This window comes from Niallia sp. RD1 (assembly GCF_024219955.1).
In the GTDB taxonomy this organism is placed as follows: Bacteria; Bacillota; Bacilli; order Bacillales; family Cytobacillaceae; genus Niallia; species Niallia alba.
The window spans coordinates 1,998,746-2,017,242 of the sequence record NZ_CP100420.1; the positions used below are offsets into that span (position 1 = coordinate 1,998,746).

Sequence of the window (18,497 nt, forward strand, 5' to 3'; positions counted from 1 at the left end):
GATGGATTTAGTATCTTTACTAAGAATGAAAAAAGTAAGAGTGATAGAAATACCTAAGTGGGGGACATATCTGCGAAAGCAATGGGAAGATAACTTTGTCAATCATCTTAGCGATAAAGAAAAGAAATCTATTTATCTTTATGATGAAGATGGTTGCTGTGGCTACCTATGGCATGTATTTAGTTATGAAAGAAGGAAATGCTTAAAAGAAGAACAAGCTGATATAACATTTAACAAACAATCAAAACAATCTTGCTATGTTTTTTATCAGCATACGGATGATGCTTTTATACTTGAAAATGCGTCACCTTTAACAGCCGAGGACTTTATAAATGAAGAAGATGTTTACGTAGTAGATAAAGAGTTTAATTGGACTTATGTAAAAACTCATGAAACAGGTTGGTGTGGTCCATATTTCAGTCAAAAAGACAAAACAAACTAAGCTTTATGGATTGATTAGCAGTCAATCGTGATGACATTGATAGTTAAAATTGACGGATATTATCACCAAGTTCTAATTAAAGGGAATAGGTGTTCAAAACAGGAACTTATGAAAAGGTACATAAATTCCAAAACTCTTACTTCAGATATTTTAGACCTTCCAGCTATATTTTGCCGAATTAACTGTTTTGACCAACTTGCCTATAACGAAGATACAGAGGTTGATTTTGTGATTGATACCGACACCGATAGAATATATAAACCATCTTATTAAGTGGGCAACTCTGCTCACTTTGTAAAGGTCATCATTTTGATGATAGAGGAGAGAAAATAGCTTGAAAGTTATATTTTCGATATTAACAATTTTATGTGTTGCAATCGCTTTAATAGGTTGCCAATTACAACAAGAAGAAACAATGGTTCTTTTAGATGGAAAAATATCAGAAATTAAAATTTCAGAGTCGAATGGAACAGGAGAAATGAATGAGGAGATTATTCTATCAATTAAAGATGATGAATCATTAGATGTTTTTGAAAAGGCGATTACGACTGCTGTCAAACAACCAGGGGAGGTTAAGATATCTGAACCTGATTACGATGTAATGGTGGAATACGAGGCGGAAGAAGGGGGACTGCCTACACATGGAATTCATTTATGGTTAGGAAAGGAAAATGAGAAGAGTACGTTTATGTATATTACCGATGATTCTATTTATCTTACATCCCCACAAATGACAAAGGAGTTAAGAAGGTTGATACTATCGAAATGATTAACGTAACAGGAAATAATGTGGAAGATGCGGAGAAAAGGAAATGGATTTGAATGATATTGAAAGACAACTGGTACTGATAAATGAGAAATTGCAGAAACCGTTCCCCTATAGAGATACAGATAAAATCCAAGAAGATTACAGTAATGCTTTTTCCAAGTTATCTGATGATGATAACTGGTTGACAGCGGATTTTAATACTTATTGCATGAACATCGCTGGGTCTTTAAGTTATGTTTTAATAGGGAAATCAAATAAAATTCCAAAAGGTCAAATAGAAATGTTGAGGTTTTCATTCTTTGAGTTCTTTAAACAATATAGATTTTTTGAAGATAACATAACTCAATATGATGGATTTTACCAAGAATATATGGATTTTGAAAAGGCAAGAAAATTGCTGTTGCAATATTTATCTACATATATGAAATGAGTTGTGGGATTAAAATGCTTTATACTCCCTAATCCCTTTAATCCTATTCCCTGTAATAACTATGTAACCCCAAAATAAATATTTTCGAACCAAAATAGAAATATCTAATTTTTCCTCATTTATCATTTAAAAAATTTAACGGAGGTCTGTTATGGAGAAAGAACAGTGTGACATAATACAGCCAAATGGCGTTAAAGAAAAGAAACTAGATGTGATTGATGGATACACGATAAAGTACCATGCAAACGGGAAAACGATATGGTCGAAGGGGAAAATGATTGGGGATTTACCAGTAGGTTATTGGGAATGGTATCGTGCTGATGGAACCATAAAACGTTCAGGATACTTTGAAAATGGAGAACCTATTGGAGAATGGATCACTTATGACAGCAAAGGTGAAAAATACAAAACGACTAATCGGGATAAAAATAACTAATTAGGAAGTTTCAATGTTTCCATAAATAAAATTAAGGGTTCTTAAGTAAAAATTACATTCCAATTCCGAAGGTTTTCCGGTACTTTTCCCGGCAGACCTTCGTTTTTTATTTCCAAAATCATAAAAAATCCCATCGCAAATCAATCTTAGTCCAATCCCCATTCCAATCAGTAACCAATTTTAATCCCTTTGCTTCCTTCTATTCTGTACGTCTGTAATCATTGTCCAGTAAGAGTTCAGTCTTTTTCTTTTCAATATTTCCCCACACTCCTGTATTCCTATTCCACTCATAAAATAATTCTTTCTCCAATCAAAAAATTTTCTTATTTAATTAAGAGGGTTGGTATTGGAGAATAAAACTAATACCATCATGTCAATAAGGGGTACCGCCAGCATTTCGGAAAAAAACCACGCTAAGAAAATTTCGACAAAAAAACAGCCGATTTTAACTTCTTTAAGGATAAATCGGCTGTTTTATATTCAAAACTTAGTTGTTTGTAATATCAAAAGAAAATGTTTCTTTTAGTCCCTTTTTTCCTTCAGAAGTGATTTTTATTGCTCGTGTTTTCGGTAGACGTTGAATCCAATTTAACTCTAATAATCTCTCTAAGACGGCATTTCCTAATGCTCCCGCAAGATGGTGACGTCTTTCGCTCCAATCTAAACATTTGTGAGTAAAAGAACGACGTTTCTTCTTAACTTTTTCAAGGTCAATTTGAAAAGTTAAGAAAAATATTTCTCCTTTTTCAGTAACAGTAAACCCGTCTTTTTCTTCATAAATAACACCTTTTTTAATTAAAGAATCTGTTAATTGTACTCCTAAACTCCCTGCAAGGTGATCATAACATGTTCTTGCAAAACGCATCGCTTTATCTTCCGAAGCCTGTTTTAATGATTTAATTTCAATTGGTGGAGCTATTGATAAAAATGACTCCATAACTTGAGCAACTTCCTGATTTCGAATTCCATAATATCGATGTCTCCCTTGTTTTTCAACTGTAACTACATTCGCATCGACCATTTTTGTCAAATGAAAACTAGCCGTCTGTGGTTTGATTCCTGCCATATATGCTAATTCGCTTGCAGGATGGAATCTACCATCTAATAAGACTGTTAATATTGCTGCACGAGAAGCTTCACTTACAAGAGTAGCAATCATTGCTACATTTGGATTTGCATTCATTTTAATTCCCCCCTTAATGTAATCCATATTTCGATGATAATCGAAATGTTTATATTCTACAATAAATAAGGAAGAACATATGAATAGGAGGAGAAGTCTGAAATAATTATTGAAATCACTATCTCAAAAAGAATGCATGACAAATAAACCATCATTGGATGATTTTTTTAAAATTTATACGACAAAATCAAGATGCTTCTAACACATGATAACCATGGTTTTTAGCTAATAAAATCGCTTGTTCTACCGTGATTTCACGGTTTACTGGAAGAACATCCGATTTTAAATATAATTCAGCGTTATAGGCTTCTTTCTTTTTGAGAATATTGTAGATAGCTGTTAAAAGCATTCGTGCAATCGCAATAATTGCTCGTTTGTGACCACGGCGTTTTCTTAGCCGTAGGTAACGGTTTCGAATTTCGGGATGTTTTTCACTTTTAACCACTGCGGTTGCACATTGCACCAAAAGTGGTTTTATGTAACATCCAGCTCTTGAAATTCTTACTGACTTTTTCTTGCCGGCACTCTCGTTATTTGTGGGTGTAAGTCCTGCCCAGGAGCATAAATGCTTAGCTGTCGGAAACACGTCCATATCAACACCTATTTCGGAAACCACGGCAATGGCGGAAAAAATGTTTTTAAAAGACGGAACAGTTAAGATTAAGTTGATTTCATCATGGTAGGACGCGGCAAGTGAAAGAATAATTTTTTCAAGATCTGCTTTACGGGCTCCAAGGTCTTCATAATGTTGTTTAATAACCTTTAATTTTTCAGCCTGTTCAGATGTAATGTATCCATCAATAGCGAGCTCGAGTTCAGGAAGTTTATGCTTCATGGAGCCATGAATTAAAGGTTCTAAATCAAATGAGGTGTCTAATGGATCCTTTAGTAGCTTCTCAATAATGTTCATGGAGCTTTTGCCGAAGGTATCCGAAACAATATTTCCAAGCTGAATATTAGACACAGTTAAACTGTTTTGAAGACGGTTTTTCTCACTCGACATAAAGTTAGTCAGCTTGAAGCGATAACGCATAAGGTCACGAAGCTGCCTAATCTCAAGTGGAGGCATAAAGCTTCCGGCTACAAGATCATGTTTAAATAAATCAGCAATCCATTTAGCATCTTTTTTATCGGTTTTTTTACCGCGGATTGCCTTGACATACTTAGGATGCGCCAAGGTGATGTTACAGGAATCTTCTAGTACATTGAACACAGGAATCCAGTATTTCCCGGTAGATTCCATACAAACATCCTGACAATCATTTTCACAAAGCCATTGTGACAGCTCAAGCAATCCTTTTGTATAGGTTGAAAAGCGATGGCGTTTGTAAGTGGTTACTCCTTTGGAAGTGGAGGCAATACAAGCCACAACAAAGGATTTGTGGACATCAATTCCACAACAAATGGGATAAACAATTTTTAAAGCCATAGGGAAAACTCCTTTATAAGATTTATAGGGATAGACAACATTGACTGATTGCCCAGCGATAAACGAGTAATGTTTATACAAAGATAAGTCTGCGTGCTCGAAGTCACACTTATTTGTGCTTGGAAAGGCAATCTACACATATAAAAATGCGGTCACTCCACAACTGGAGCAGCCCACTCACCTCCGCGTGATTTGTAGTTGATTGGTATCCCTATGGCTATAGATTTGCCAAAATAACGCTCAGTGCAAACTTGTTTCATTACGTTTTGTGCCTTGAGCGAAGCGAAAGGAATGGATATAAAGATGAAAAAAATGGCTCAGGTTCCAAACACAGATATTATTAAACCTAAAATTCTATACTACGGAACTCCTGTGATTTTACTAAATTCGCTAAATGAAGATGGAACAGTAAACATCAGCCCTATGTCATCATCATGGGCATTAGGAGATTGTATTATATTAGGAATTGGACTTGGAGGGAAAGCTATTGAAAATTTAGAACGACATCCTGAATGTGTAATCAATGTTCCGAGTCCTTCATTATGGGAGAATGTTGAACAATTAGCCCCCTATACAGGGAAAAATCCCGTTCCAGATTATAAGAAAAAGAATGGATTTACATATGAAAAAGAAAAATATGATATTAGTAGATTAACACCTACTGAGTCTAAATCGGTCAAACCTACTCGAATTATGGAATGTCCAATTCAAATTGAGGCAAGGGTGAAACACATTCGAATTCCTGATTACTCTCCTGATTTTGCAATTGTTGAGACACAAGCTATACATGTACATGCTCATAAGGAAATCATTATTGAAGAAAATCATATTGACCCAAATAAATGGAGCCCACTTATATATAATTTTCGTCATTATTTTGGTCTTGGTAACCAGTTAGGTAAAACTTTTCGATCTGAAATATAAATATATTATTTTTTAAAGTGGACAATCCTTTCCTAATTGAAGTTAAATATTGTAGTAAGAAACCTAATTTCACATGTTAAGGAATTAGGCTTCTTTATTATTTTCTCTTTTGCTAAGAAGTGGTATTTCGATTTCCTTATAGCACCTAATACAACACAATATTAATTGTGTTGTATTAGGTGCTATAATAACTATGAATCTATAGGTTTAACGCAACACAATTTATTAAGAAGTGAACATTTATGGATGCAACACAACTTACAGAAGAGGAGAAAAATACATGAATGTTGCAAAACAGTTTTCTTCTTATCTTAAACAGGAGAAGAAAACTGAGAACACTATTCAGGGATACACATTAGGTATTAGACAGTACATAAAATGGTTTGAAGGTTCATATGACAGAAAATTAACAAATTTGTACCGACAAAATATCTTAGATTACATTAGCTATTTAAAGAATGTCAAAATGTTAAATGCCAAAACTATCAACCACAAGATTAGTAGTCTTGCTAAATTTAATGAATTTCTAATAAAGAAAAGCGTTCAACAAGACCAGGTGATTTTAAAAACAGATATGATAAAGGTTCAAACTGCGTATGCTTCTCCAACCCAAATTGTTGAATTAGATGTAAAGAAGTTTTTGCAAAGTGTGTTAGAGGATAAGAACAAACGCAATTATGCAATTGTCACTCTCCTGGCATACACGGGAGTGCGTATTTCAGAGGCATTATCTATCAAATTTAGCGATTTCAATTTACAGACTGGGGAATGTATAATTCGAAGTGGAAAAGGAAATAAACAACGAATTGTATTGCTAAATAGTAAGGTAACTCATGCTATCAAAGATTATCTTATCGAACGAAAAACATACAGTACAGCACATGAATCTGCTTATCTTTTTATTAGTAAAAAGCGGGAAAAGCTCGACCGTACGGTCGTCAATCGTATCTTCAAATCATATAGCAAGGTTATTACTCCACACCAGTTACGACACTTCTTCTGTACCAATGCAATTGAAAAAGGATTTAGTATTCATGAAGTTGCAAATCAAGCTGGGCATTCTAATATCCATACAACATTACTTTACACAAATCCAAATCAACTGCAGTTAAAAAATAAAATGGAACTCTTATAAAGGAGCAATGGGGAAACAATGGGAGTTAAACAATTACTGTCAGAGGCACAACGAAATGAGTTAATGGATTTATCACGTTTAACAGAATGGGATTTGGTAACATTTCATACCTTTTCTAAACATGACTTACATTTAATATTCAAGCACCGTAGAGGATACAATCGTTTAGGATTTGCTCTTCAGCTTGCATTAATTCGTTATCCTGGCTGGTCTTTAACCGAGTATATAGATATTCCTATGTCAGTAATTAACCATATCGCAAGACAGCTACAGATTCCTGCAGAAGAATTTTCTAAATATGCTAATCGTAATAACACATTATGGGAGCATCTTAGTGAAATTCGTGAAGAGTATGAGTACAGTAATTTTTCTTCTAAACATGAAGAAAATCTGTTGAAACATCTTACACAACAAGCTATGGAAAACAGCAACTCACTTCATTTAATTGAAATAGCACTGTCCATGTTACGGAAATCAAAAGTTATTCTTCCTGCCATGTATGTAATTGAAAATATAGTTTGGGAAGCCAAACAGCAAGCAGATCAAAAGGTATACAGTATTTTGTATGATGACTTAACATCTGAACAAAAGAAAAGAATAGATGCTTTACTTCTACCCACAAACAATGGAATTTCGCCATTAGCTTGGTTAAAACTGCTTCCTTCTCAACCATCACCAGAGTCTTTTCTCAAGGTTGTGGAGCGGTTTGAATATGTAAAAGATATAGGGCTTGTAGTTGATACGAGCAAGATTAATTCCAACCGCCTTCGGCAGCTTGCAAGATTAGGATCAAAATATGAACCGTATGCCTTTAGAAGATTTGATGAAGTAAGAAGATACAGTATTTTAGTTGCTTTTATGCTAGAAATTACACAAGATTTAATCGATTATGCAATTGAAATACACGACCGTATCATGATGAATCTTCAATTAAAAGGAAAAAAAGCACAAGATGAGATGCAAAAAGTAAATGGTAAAAAACTGAATGAAAAACTTGTACAATTTATCAAGATATGTGGAGCACTTATTGAAGCGAAAGAAGTAGGGAAAGATGCTTTTACAGCTCTAGATGATGTTATGCCGTGGGATAAAATGGTGGAATCGGTTGAGGAAGCCAAACAGTTATCAAGACCTATAAGCTATGATTATTTAGATTTGTTGGAGACTAGATATTCCTATATCAGGCGGTATGCGCCTGCCCTATTAAGGGTCTTCCAGTTTGGATCAACTAAATCGGCAGAGCCAGTACTTCAAGCGCTTCATACTATACATGATTTAAACATAAACGGAAAGCGAAAAGTACCGATGAGTGCACCTTTGAATTTTGTATCAAATCGTTGGCAAAAACATGTGTATGACGACGAAGGTAATGTTAACCGACATTATTACGAACTGGCAGCATTAACAGAGTTGCGAAATTACATAAGATCAGGAGATATATTTGTTTCAGGAAGTAGACAGCATAAGGCATTTGATGATTACTTAATATCTGAAGAGGATTGGAGAAACATAATAAATGTGGAAAATTACTTGGCAGTTCCTTTAACGGTCGAGGAGTACTTAACAGAAAGGATTACTTCGCTAAACCAACGTTTGGACTGGTTATCAAAAAACAGTGAAAAATTAGAAGGTGTTGATATCAGCCAAGGAAAGCTATATGTGGAAAGGTTAGATAAAGGGACTCCAGAAGAAGCAAAAGCATTTAGTATCCGTCTACATAATATGTTGCCAAGAATAAAGCTCACAGATTTACTATTAGAAGTAGCCAGCTGGACTGGATTTCATGAGCAATTTATTCATGCTTCAACGAACAAATCTCCTGATCAAGAAGAGAAGAATATAGTATTAGCAACTCTGATGGCAATGGGAACAAATATTGGTCTTACAAAAATGGCAGAGGCTACTCCTGGAATCTCTTATAGACAAATGGCAAACACTGCACAATGGAGAATGTATGATGATGCTATGGTTCGAGCTCAGTCTGTTCTGGTTAATTTTCAACATCGGCGACAATTAGCAACATATTGGGGAGACGGTAATACATCGTCCTCAGATGGAATGCGGGTACCTATTGGCGTTCGCTCTTTACATGCTGATTCAAACCCGCATTATGGAACAGGAAGAGGAGCAACTATCTATAGGTTTATAAGTGATCAATTTGCTTCCTTCTATTTAAAAGTAATTAATACAAATGCCCGAGATGCACTATACGTCCTTGACGGTTTACTTCATCATGAAACAGACCTCATGATTGAAGAACATTATACAGATACCGCTGGATATACAGATCAAGTTTTCGGATTAACACATCTTCTAGGCTTCCGCTTTGCACCACGTATTCGTGACTTAATGGATACGAAACTTTTTACTATTAACGGTGTGCAAGAATATCCAAATGTTCAGGCACTATTAAAAGGTAAAATTAATTTAAAGGTCATTCAAGAAAATTACAATGATGTTTTACGGTTAGCATACTCAGTAAGAACAGGTAAAGTATCTAGCTCACTTATAATGGGGAAACTTGGATCTTATGCAAGACAAAATAAATTGGCAACCGCTCTTGGTGAAATGGGACGAATAGAAAAAACTATCTTCACCTTAGACTATATCTCAAGTAAATCAGTGAGAAGGAAAATACAAAAAGGTTTAAACAAGGGTGAGGCTACAAATGCCTTAGCTAGAGCCATATTTTTTGGAAAGAGCGGAGAGTTTAGAGAGCGAGCTCTTCAAGATCAATTACAACGGGCCAGTGCACTTAATATTATTATTAATTCGATAAGTGTATGGAATACGGTTTATATGGAAAAAGCAGTAGAAGAATTAAAACATACAGGCGAATTTCGAGAAGATTTAATGCCGTATATATGGCCTTTAGGTTGGGAACACATCAATTTCTTAGGAGAATATAAGTTTGAGGGATTACATTCAACAAGTTTACAATCCTTACGCCCTTTAAATATGAAAGAGCCGATTTACTCTTAACGGGGTAAATTTTGGCTCTTTTTTCAAATAAGTTCTCTTAGCGTGGTTTTTTTCCGAAATGCTGGCGGTACCCCTATTAGAGGAATATATGAGTTAAAAAAAGGCCATTTTCATGGTCTTTTTTCTATTAAAAAGACTCCTTTTGTTTAAAGGGTCATGGAAGAAAAGAAAACTATTTATAAATAGCATTTTTATAAATAAAGAAATCACTTGTAGATTCTACGGTTTATTTTCCTATTTTTAGCTACTCAGTAAACAATTCCCTTAAATGTCGAAAAAGCATTAAAAAAGAACGTTTTTTATTAGTATATATTAAAAAACGGTGTTTTTTGTCTTGTGATGTCGAAATATGAAGATTTATATTTATATGCCAAATGAACTAATCTAGTTATAATTAAGCGTATTTTAAAAATAAAAGGGGGTCTTTTTTTGTTTAAGAGATATATGGCAATAATTCTTAGTATTACGCTATTAATCTCTATATTACCGGTATATGCTCATGCTGAAACTGGTATAGAGACTAAAGATGCGACAATAGTAGAGGATAAAAATATTACATCCGATGATGCGTTAGAAAATTCAGAAGAAATAGAAAGTAAAAGAGATGAATTTTCAAAAACATTTATTAGTGATGAAGGGCAGTTTACTAAAGAGATATTTGCAGAGCCTATTCACACTAAAGTCGATGGTGAATGGGAAGAAATTTCTACTGATCTTAAAGTAAATAAAGAGAATGGATTATTGGAGACAGAAACAACGCAGCTAGAAGCTTCATATCCGACAAGAATTTCTTCAAAGGAACAAATTAAATATACATTTGGGGACCATTCACTTGAATTTACGAACATTACTGCAAGTGATGGTAAAGAAAATTATAATTTACAGCAACAACAAAATGCTGAAACAAACGAAAATAAAGTAACATACAAAAATGTTTTACCAGGTATAGATTTAAGACATGTTTCCTTAAATAAAGAAGTGAAAGAAGATTGGATTATTAATGAATACAAGGGAATAAATGAATTTAACTATGTGGTTAATACGGATTTAACGCCCAAGTTAGAAGAAGATGGATCTATAAGCTTCTTAGAAAACAAAAATTCAAAAGAGAATGAGTTTATTCTACCTTCCCCTATGATGGAAGATTCTAATGTTAATGATGGATTAGGTAATGGTGTAAAGTCTAATCAATTGCATTATGAATTATCGTCTATTGGTGAAAATCAATATTCTATTAAATTAGTTGTTGATAAAGAGTGGTTAGAGTCGGACGAAAGAGTGTTCCCAGTATATATAGATCCTTCGGTATCAGTAGATGCTATGGGTGACTCCTTCGTTTCAAGTGCATACCCAACAACTAACTATAATAAAGAATGGGATTCTGGTCAGGGTGAATACGTCCTGAAAGTAGGTAAATATGACAGTACTACTGGAACAAACTATGCATTTATAAAGTTTTCATTAACTAATTTAAAAGGTGCTGTAGTTGATTCTGCAGACTTAAAAACATATGTAACACATGCTTACTATGCTACTCAAAAAACAGGTTTATGGGTTGATCGTGTAACAGGTCCTTGGTATGCAAATGAATTAAATTGGAGTAACAAACCGGGTTCAACTGCCATAACTAGCACAACGGTAGCTAGAGACCAATGGGCAAGTTTTCCAGTTAAAGCTACAGTTCAAGGTTGGATAAATGGAGACTACCAAAACGATGGGTTTAAACTTCATACTAATGGAAATGGGCAAACGTATTGGAAAAAATTAGGCTCTGCTGAAACTGCCAATGTTGCAAAACTTGTTATTTCTTATCATTATCCAACGATGAAGAATCCTACTGTAAAGGCTACACAAACTGCTGATGGAGCGACTACAGGCTACGTAGATGTTTCATGGCCTTCTATGTATGGGGCTAAATCTTATGAATTACAAATGTATAATGGGAAAAGTTTTGAGACTGTTTATACAGGTACAGGGACAAGCTGGTCTTCAAAAAATAAAAAATTGTTCCCTAAATCACCTTACTCCACTAGCAGTAGTTACAAACTTGATGGTACTGGTGTCGAACTTCCAGTAGATCCAAGTGCTTTTTACTCTGCAAAGAGTGGAACTTCAACAACAAGAAAAGAATATGGATTTAAAGTAAAGGCTAATTATGAGAATGGTTCAAGTTCTTTATCTGCTGAAGTAAAAAAGGCTATACCTGCTAATAAGGTAGATATACCAGATATCCCGACAGTAAAAGCATATTCCTATGCTGAAAACGATTCTGTGAATAAAGGAAGAGGATGGCTAGATATCTCATGGGATCCAGTACCTGGTGCTACAGGATATAAAGTTCTAATACTCAATGGTGTTGAATACGAAGAGTATTCAGTTGGTAATGTAACAAAATGGTCAACTAAAGGACAGAAAATATGGCCAACCGATTCTGAAATTGCAGCTGGTAAGTATGCTCTTCATAAAGATAAATTAGGTTCAGAGCTTGCTATTAATCCGTACTCTGTTTATCTAAATTCAGGCGATTATTTCATGTTCAAACGCTACTCCATTAGAATTAAAGCAGAATCTGCTTTAGGAGTTACTGATCAATCTGATTCTCAGTACGGATATATACCTTTACCAACAGTGAAAAATATCTCCGTAACAAATGAAATCGTGGATGATGTAAATAACCGAGGAATTCTTAATATTAAATGGGATAAGGTAACTGATGCTGGTGGCTACATCGTAGAGATAAATGATGGAAGTGGTTATCAAAGTTATGATGTTGGAAATGTTACGTCTTGGTCAACCTTGAAAGATGAAGATGGAGAAACTTTTAGTTTATTCCCTGATGTAGACTATCTTCCAATGGATCCTACTCCATATTATAAAGCTAATGGAGCCACTGATTCATCTTTACTTAATAAAAAAGGTTATGATGTAAGAGTAAGAGCTTATACAATTAATGACAATACAGAACCACCAAGTGAAAGAGATAAAATTGACGGTCCTAGAGGGTTAAGTGCAGCATCCTCAACAATTACTAGCTCTTTTGCTCCAAATGATGAATTAGCTGGATTAGAAGATTATTACACTGTTGGAACTCACACAATGGGTAACGCAACTGCATCTGTTAACGTAACCACAGGGAATGTGAACGTAGGTTTTAATGACCATTCTTTATATGCAAGAGGAGTATTAGATTTTGATTTTAGTAGATACTATAATTCAAAATCGAGTCAAACTTCTGCATTAGGTAAAGGGTGGACATTTGATGGAAACGAATATTTTGTAAAAAAATCATCTAGTTCTTCAGATTTTTATTACTATGATGAAGATGGTACTCGACATGATTTTGTTTATAATACTAGTACTGGTGCTTATACTTCGCCTAAAGGGAAGTATTTACAATTAAAAGATGCTACTGTCAACAGTAAAGCTGGTTTCATTTTGACAGATAGTGATGGCTTTTCAAAGTATTTTGAAGCAGATCCAACTGAAGCTAACAAATATAGACTTTCCTATTACCAAGATAAAAATAATAACAGGATTGCTTTTAAGTACTCTAATAATCTATTATCTGAGATTGCAGAAGTAGACGCAGATAATAATGTGATACGCAACAGTATAAAGTTTACCTATAATGATGCCAAATTAATATCAGAATCTAGTTATAATAATCGTACGATTAAATACACTTATGATGAAGAAAATAGATTAACTGGTACTTCATTAAGTGCGATAAATTCAAATAGAAATCCAATTAGTAATTCATTTGAATATAATGAAGATGGATTGTTGATTGGTTATACAGATGGTAAAAATAATGTTAATACATTTAGTTACGAAACTAATTCACTAGAAGTATTGACTCCTCAAGGCGACGGCAAAGAATCTGTACTTACTACCTATGAATATGATAAAGATTCTAATAAATATTTAGTAAGTGATACGGAAGGCAAGACGACTACTTATAATCGTGATATGACAAATAACACGTATGCAATTTCAACTGTAACTAATTCAGATGGTACAACTAGTAAAACAATATATGATGCGAACTACAATGAATTGACAGTAACAGATGAATTAGGAAAAACTGAAACAAGTAAATACGATGAAAACGGTAATGTAATTAGTAGTACAGATAAAGAAGGTAAAACGACTACTTATAAATATGATGATAAGAACCAAGTCACTGAACAGATTGATCCAGATGGTGTTAAAACAATTAATCAATACTCTGGTTATAATTTAATTAGTAGTCAGGTTGGAGAAGAAATAACAAAGTACGAATATGATAAGAATGGTAGACAAACTAAAGTATTAAATCCTAATAATACATTTACTACAACAACTTATGATGACGTAAATAATAAAACTATTATTACCGATGCAAAAGGTAACACAATAAGTACTACTTACAATAACTACGGTGAAGTAATTAGTGAAACTGACGCAGAGAATCGCACTACAACATATACATTAGATGAGTTATATCCAGATGTAAAAACATCAGTAACCGATGGAAACGGAAATAAGACATCGTATACCTACGATGCTAACGGAAATATGTTGTCATTAACCGATGCTAATGGAAATAAAAAAACTTATAAATATGACGGGAATGACCAGTTAGTTGAATCTAAATTTCCATTTAGAGGGACAGAAACTATTACTACAGTAAACACTTATGATAAGAATGGAAATCTAGAGAAAGTAAAGCAAAATTCTGGTATTACCGAGAATTATGTTTATGATGATGTTGATCAACTTACAAGTGTGACAATAAAAAATGCTAGTGGGCAAAACTCTATCCAGTGGACCAATACCTACGACAAAGCAGGGCAATTAACTAAAAGGGTTTACAGTGATGCAGTTACAAACACAGTAAAAGTAGAGAAAAACTATTCATACACTACAAATAATTTAGTTGAAAAATATATTCAAGGAAAATATTCAATAAATTATGTGTATGATGAAATGGACCAAGTCATAAGCCAAAAAACTGATTACGATGATTCTACCCAGGCATTGCATATTAACCAGGCTTTTACTTATACAGATGAAGGTAAAACAAAAAGTGTTAAAACTGATTCAGGAACAGAAACTACCTTGAAAATCGATTACACGTATGATGTAAAAAATAATAAGGCTGCTGCAAGTTTAGAGGATGGCCTGTTTAAAACTGGTTTTACCTATGATAATGCTAACAATTTATCTTCTATTATATATTCAAAAGGTTCGGATACAGCTTTATCTTTTTCATATTTATATGATAAAACGGGTAATATAATTAAAGAAACTAATCGTTCAGGTGAATCTCAATACGTTTATGACAAAAATGACCAACTGTTAAAAGAAGTGCTTCCAAACAACACTACTTACGAATATCAGTATGATAAAGTAGGAAACAGGACAAAACTTTTACTGAATGGCAATGAGACAACATCTTATGAGTATCAAAATGGGAACCAAATTGTTAAAAAGAACAGTATTTCCTTTACTTATGATTTAGATGGGAATTTGTTACAGGATGATAATTATAAGTACACATATAATGAAAATGGTGATCAATCTAGTGTTAAATATCTAGACAATAAAGTTGTTGCACAATATGAATATGATGAAGATGGATTAAGAACAAAAAAGATAATAGGTACTAAAACTTATGAGTATTACTATGATGGTGAAGATGATAATCTTGCTATAGAGGTAACTAAAGAAAATAATCAAATCCAAAGATATCGTTTTTACCAGTGGGATGAAAATGGCAAAGTAATCGGAATGATTATAAAGGAAAAAGATTCATCTGGTAGTTGGATAGAAAAGGCTTATTATTTCTTAACAAATCAACGAGGTGATGTTGTAAGTATTGTAGACAATAATGGTTCAGAAGTGGGGTCATATACTTATAGCTCCTTCGGGAATATAATTAGTGAGAATGGCACGATTGCTAAAGAAAACTTTGTTAGATATGCTAGTTATTATTATGATACCGAAACAAAACATTACTATCTTAAAGCAAGATACTATGATCCTTCAAATGGGAACTTTCTTGCATTAGATTCGCACCCTGGTGATGATGATGACCCAGTTTCTCAAAATGGCTACACCTATGCTGGAAATAGTCCAGTATTGCAGGTTGACCCAGATGGAGACTTCTTTTGGATGGCTGTAAATGTAGGCTTTGCAGCATATGATGGTTACAAAGCTTATAAAAGAGGAGGATGGAAGAAAGCAGCTGTTGCAGTTGGAATAGGTTTAGTTGGTGGGGCGGCATTTAAGGCTGTAAAATCATACAGGCTTGCAAGAGGTGCATCTAGGTATTGGTACAAGGGAACTTATAAAAGTAGTCACGCATCCATGAGTGACCATCACGCTAGACATGTTACAAAATTTGGAAGAAGTTATAGCCAAAAGAGATATACAAACATGGCGAGGGCCTTTTATCGTTCTAACAAGAGTAAAAGACAACCGCATACGCTTATGACAGGAAAAAAAGGTTATAAAGTGGTAAATGGAAAAAGAGGTGGTTACTACACTAAATCTGGAAAGATAGTAACTTATTGGAACAATAATTGGAGAAAGAAAAGAAGATAATTTTTTCTCATAATATTAACGTGAGGTTGGTTACAATGCAGGTTGATTACGAAACATTAAAAAAACTGAAAGAGTTTAAAATATTATTAAACTCTCTTGAATTTCCATCAGAAGATTTAATTAAAATGGAAGATGAATTAATCGAAGATAACGAAGAAACTTCATTGACTGGAGACTTTGATAGTTACTGGTCACTTGTTTCTGGAAGTCTCGACTATATAATGAATAATAAAAAGATTCCTCATAAACAAAAAAGACTTTTAGATAAAGATTTTTTTGTGCATTTTCCGTGCTATTCTAATCTAAAAAAACAATACCATTTGTTTTCTGATTTTAAAGGATGTCTTAAGACGCTTGAAGATATACGACAATTATTATTAAAAATATAATAGATAAAGATGTTCGGTGGAGATTCATATTTCTTGTGATCGCTATTATTTCTTATTAATTAGGAGGTAATAGCGTTTTTTTATGTTAATCTCTATATTTATAACTCAACTTTCGCAGAGTGAAATCGGCAAGTAAGCCTTGATATAGCTAGGAAGGCCAGCGATCCACTGTTCGAGTTGACTTTGAATTAACTTTTTGATTTTCTTATTCGTTTGTTTTAGTGCGTCTTGAAGAAGCTCGATCAACTGCTGTAATGCGACAGCCCAATCAAGTTCATTCACTTCATCACATAATTCGTAAAACAGACCACCGATTGTACGTTGATCGGTATTACAGCGATTCTGCCATGACAGTACGATATAACGAGTAAACACAATCGTTGTATGGCAAATAAGCGCATCATAAGACCGGCTTTGGAACTCTTTTTCAAGTTTCAAAAGAGATTTGGCCATCTTAAAGAATACCTCGATATCCCAACGCATTCCATAGATTCGGACGATGTCCTGTTCTGAAAGAGTGCAATCGGTACTGAGGATGGCAAGCCAGTCGCTCTTCTTGTTTCTGTTTTGAATAAATACAACTTTAATTGGTGTTCCGTTAGCCATTGTCGTATGGATGGAACGAAGAATTCCTTTCTTTGATTGAACAGGCCCAGCCAAGCGATAAAGCTGCTTTAAAGAAGCCATTTTACCGTTTACGTTATAGCGCTGTTTTGTTTCTTTGACCATACCAATTACGTCTAATCCTTGATCCACAATTGCTTTAACAAGTGGTGGTAATGTAAACCAAGAATCCATGAGGACATAACTGGCATCTATCCCACTAGCTAACGCACGTTTGATCATATCAGGGATTTGTTCAGGCTCTGTTTGTAGGGCATTTTCTCGACGCATATAGCCACAGGTACGTTTATCAATATGTTCAGAGATTCCATTAATTTGAGACTTCTTAGAACTGACTAGGGAAAAGTCAATTGGCATAAATGTGTAGCCATCAGACCAGCCCAAAGTCAACATACGAAAGCCCTTATAGAAACGCATTTTAAGGGAAGCGTGATCAAAGCAACGTGCAAGTAATTCCACTTTTTTACTACGATTTCGGTCATAAGCAGAATCGTCGATAATAAACACTTTTGGACGTTTTTTATTTGTAAGACGGTTCACCTTTTGAATGGTAAAAGTACTCAACAGTAATAAAAAACGGCGCCAATTGAAAGTTGATTGGTTTAAAAAGCGATAGACGGCATCTTTGGCTGGAAATTGATCCGCCTTCTTTGAATCAAGAAGGGCAAACCAATTTTTATGTTGGAAAATCAAGCAAAAAACAAGTTGAAATAAGTAAGAGCAACTAAAACCAAAGGATTTTTTAATCCCGGCTTGGCGTAAATGCTTATTCATTTCAAGCTCAGAAAAAACAGAGTTAAGTTCATTTGGTAGTTGATTATATTGGCTATTTTGGTCTATCATATAGGGAGCACCTCTTCTGTATGGTAGTGTTTTCTCGTCAATTACACTATACCAAAGAATGAGGTGTTTTTTCATTTTAAAAAAAACATTGTCAAGCAACATATTTAATAGATATTAAACACAATACAGCTAACGATTAGCACTTATTTTTCTGGTGCGAAAGTTGAGTTATAATAATTTTGGTTAACAGTATTATGATTGTTATTGTTTTAGAAAAGTTTAATATCTTTTAACACATTCGATGTCATAACTAGTTAGTTTTGACACTACAGGTCTGTTATATAGACCGGTAATCATAAATAAGGAATGTCTATAATTAGAAT

12 protein-coding genes are annotated in these 18,497 nt (G+C 34.0%); 9 read left to right on the forward strand and 3 right to left on the reverse strand.

Annotated features, from left to right (window positions below):
• Position 1: 1 nt before the first annotated feature.
• The 4 genes from NKG37_RS09535 to NKG37_RS09550 all read left to right on the forward strand — a co-directional run bounded on the left by NKG37_RS09535 (position 2) and on the right by NKG37_RS09550 (position 2,077).
• A complete protein-coding gene (locus tag NKG37_RS09535) occupies positions 2–442 on the forward strand; it encodes a DUF4275 family protein (protein ID WP_040342972.1) in 441 nt (146 codons plus the stop codon).
• 334 nt (positions 443–776) lie between these two features.
• Positions 777–1,211, forward strand: coding sequence for a YhfM domain-containing protein (locus tag NKG37_RS09540; RefSeq protein ID WP_016202197.1), 435 nt, complete (start codon positions 777–779; stop codon positions 1,209–1,211).
• 43 nt (positions 1,212–1,254) lie between these two features.
• On the forward strand, positions 1,255–1,641 hold the full coding sequence (locus NKG37_RS09545) for a YxiJ family protein (protein ID WP_016202198.1): 387 nt from the start codon (positions 1,255–1,257) through the stop codon (positions 1,639–1,641).
• 151 nt (positions 1,642–1,792) lie between these two features.
• The gene (locus tag NKG37_RS09550; RefSeq protein WP_101729727.1) at positions 1,793–2,077 is read left to right on the forward strand and encodes a toxin-antitoxin system YwqK family antitoxin; all 285 of its coding nucleotides are present in this window, start codon (positions 1,793–1,795) and stop codon (positions 2,075–2,077) included.
• A gap of 487 nt (positions 2,078–2,564) precedes the next feature.
• On the opposite strand, the gene NKG37_RS09555 is transcribed toward NKG37_RS09550, so the two are convergent.
• Both NKG37_RS09555 and NKG37_RS09560 read right to left on the reverse strand, forming a co-directional pair.
• Positions 2,565–3,260, reverse strand: a complete 696-nt coding sequence (locus NKG37_RS09555; RefSeq protein ID WP_169187793.1) for an ArsR/SmtB family transcription factor — start codon at positions 3,258–3,260, stop codon at positions 2,565–2,567.
• 187 nt (positions 3,261–3,447) lie between these two features.
• A complete protein-coding gene (locus tag NKG37_RS09560) occupies positions 3,448–4,689 on the reverse strand; it encodes an IS110 family RNA-guided transposase (protein WP_016205480.1) in 1,242 nt (413 codons plus the stop codon).
• A gap of 303 nt (positions 4,690–4,992) precedes the next feature.
• Between NKG37_RS09560 and NKG37_RS09565 the strand changes: the two genes are divergently transcribed.
• From NKG37_RS09565 to NKG37_RS09585, 5 genes are all read left to right on the forward strand, one after another.
• Positions 4,993–5,613 (forward strand): flavin reductase family protein, encoded by a 621-nt coding sequence (locus NKG37_RS09565; RefSeq protein ID WP_169187794.1) that lies wholly within the window; start codon positions 4,993–4,995, stop codon positions 5,611–5,613.
• Positions 5,614–5,893: 280 nt separating this feature from the next.
• Positions 5,894–6,748 carry a tyrosine-type recombinase/integrase gene (locus NKG37_RS09570; RefSeq protein ID WP_169187795.1) on the forward strand — a complete coding sequence of 285 codons (855 nt, stop codon included), beginning with the start codon at positions 5,894–5,896 and terminating at the stop codon, positions 6,746–6,748.
• Between the two features lie 18 nt (positions 6,749–6,766).
• The gene (locus tag NKG37_RS09575; RefSeq protein ID WP_224427772.1) at positions 6,767–9,730 is read left to right on the forward strand and encodes a Tn3 family transposase; all 2,964 of its coding nucleotides are present in this window, start codon (positions 6,767–6,769) and stop codon (positions 9,728–9,730) included.
• A gap of 429 nt (positions 9,731–10,159) precedes the next feature.
• A complete protein-coding gene (locus NKG37_RS09580) occupies positions 10,160–16,318 on the forward strand; it encodes a DNRLRE domain-containing protein (protein ID WP_254416142.1) in 6,159 nt (2,052 codons plus the stop codon).
• Positions 16,319–16,353: 35 nt separating this feature from the next.
• Positions 16,354–16,707 (forward strand): YxiJ-like family protein, encoded by a 354-nt coding sequence (locus NKG37_RS09585; protein ID WP_254416143.1) that lies wholly within the window; start codon positions 16,354–16,356, stop codon positions 16,705–16,707.
• 105 nt (positions 16,708–16,812) lie between these two features.
• On the opposite strand, the gene NKG37_RS09590 is transcribed toward NKG37_RS09585, so the two are convergent.
• Positions 16,813–18,174, reverse strand: coding sequence for an IS4 family transposase (locus tag NKG37_RS09590; RefSeq protein ID WP_254416388.1), 1,362 nt, complete (start codon positions 18,172–18,174; stop codon positions 16,813–16,815).
• Between the last annotated feature and the right edge of the window lie 323 nt (positions 18,175–18,497).

Excerpts from the sequence above, each read along its gene's own strand:
- NKG37_RS09560 (WP_016205480.1), bottom strand. The coding sequence starts at position 4,689 with ATGGCTTTAAAAATTGTTTATCCCATTTGTTGTGGAATTGATGTCCAC.
- NKG37_RS09570 (WP_169187795.1), top strand. The coding sequence starts at position 5,894 with ATGAATGTTGCAAAACAGTTTTCTTCTTATCTTAAACAGGAGAAGAAA.
- NKG37_RS09535 (WP_040342972.1), top strand. The coding sequence starts at position 2 with ATGGATTTAGTATCTTTACTAAGAATGAAAAAAGTAAGAGTGATAGAA.
- NKG37_RS09575 (WP_224427772.1), top strand. The coding sequence starts at position 6,767 with ATGGGAGTTAAACAATTACTGTCAGAGGCACAACGAAATGAGTTAATG.
- NKG37_RS09555 (WP_169187793.1), bottom strand. The coding sequence starts at position 3,260 with ATGAATGCAAATCCAAATGTAGCAATGATTGCTACTCTTGTAAGTGAA.
- NKG37_RS09565 (WP_169187794.1), top strand. The coding sequence starts at position 4,993 with ATGAAAAAAATGGCTCAGGTTCCAAACACAGATATTATTAAACCTAAA.
- NKG37_RS09550 (WP_101729727.1), top strand. The coding sequence starts at position 1,793 with ATGGAGAAAGAACAGTGTGACATAATACAGCCAAATGGCGTTAAAGAA.
- NKG37_RS09545 (WP_016202198.1), top strand. The coding sequence starts at position 1,255 with ATGGATTTGAATGATATTGAAAGACAACTGGTACTGATAAATGAGAAA.
- NKG37_RS09590 (WP_254416388.1), bottom strand. The coding sequence starts at position 18,174 with ATGATAGACCAAAATAGCCAATATAATCAACTACCAAATGAACTTAAC.
- NKG37_RS09585 (WP_254416143.1), top strand. The coding sequence starts at position 16,354 with ATGCAGGTTGATTACGAAACATTAAAAAAACTGAAAGAGTTTAAAATA.